Source organism: Vibrio sp. 1401, assembly GCF_033340295.1.
In genome coordinates this window covers 1-629 of record NZ_JAWOWF010000493.1, presented here as the reverse complement: position 1 = coordinate 629, position 629 = coordinate 1, and the positions used below count along the sequence as shown (strand labels likewise).

Annotated in this window: 1 protein-coding gene and 1 pseudogene; one reads left to right on the top strand and one right to left on the bottom strand. The window is 37.8% G+C overall.

Annotation, left to right across the window (positions count from 1 at the left end; genetic code table 11):
• Positions 1-126 (bottom strand): deoxyribodipyrimidine photo-lyase (locus tag R7Z77_RS26420; RefSeq protein WP_318137179.1); only part of this gene is annotated, 126 nt, incomplete at its 3' end.
• A gap of 320 nt (positions 127-446) precedes the next feature.
• Here R7Z77_RS26420 and R7Z77_RS26415 point away from each other — a divergent pair.
• Positions 447-629 (top strand): annotated as a pseudogene (locus tag R7Z77_RS26415) (GGDEF domain-containing protein); the annotation flags it as partial.

The following is a 629-nucleotide window of genomic DNA, read 5'->3' as shown; positions in this document are numbered from 1 at the left end:
AGTTACTGAAGGGCGACAATACAAGCAAACCAATTCATCCAGAAAAGATGAGGCATCAACCAATAGCGAGTTATCGTGAAGTCTTAGGTCAAACGTAAACCAGTAAAGCCCTATTTTCTTTTTCAAAAAACGTCCTTAGGCGAGGAGCTAAATGTACTGATTTGTTTTACGCTCGGCATCGCGAGCGGATCATCCATTCTTACTAACTACAGCGCTTTCCATGCTCTTTGCATGAATCGTGAACATAGGAGCCAAATCGTATTTCCACCCTCAATCGTTCACTTTTTAAACCACAATTTTATAAAATCAAATTTCAGATTTATGAATATCACCGCTATTTGCTCATTTTTTTATATAAACCAAGCAAAAATGATAAAAATTAAAGCGATATTAGTTAATATCCGGTAATCTAAATCCAATTCCATTCTGCTAGTAACATCGCAGAAATGACTGACGAGTTTAAGAAATCGACCGCTAACTTAAAAAAAGCGGTGCCACTAATGATCAAAAATCATGTAGCTGCCACCCCCGCAAACTACGCGCTTTGGTATACCTACGTAGATAAAACCATTCCAGAGCTCAATTTTGCAATTGACGAAGTTTTAGAACACTACGGTAGTTGTCTACCA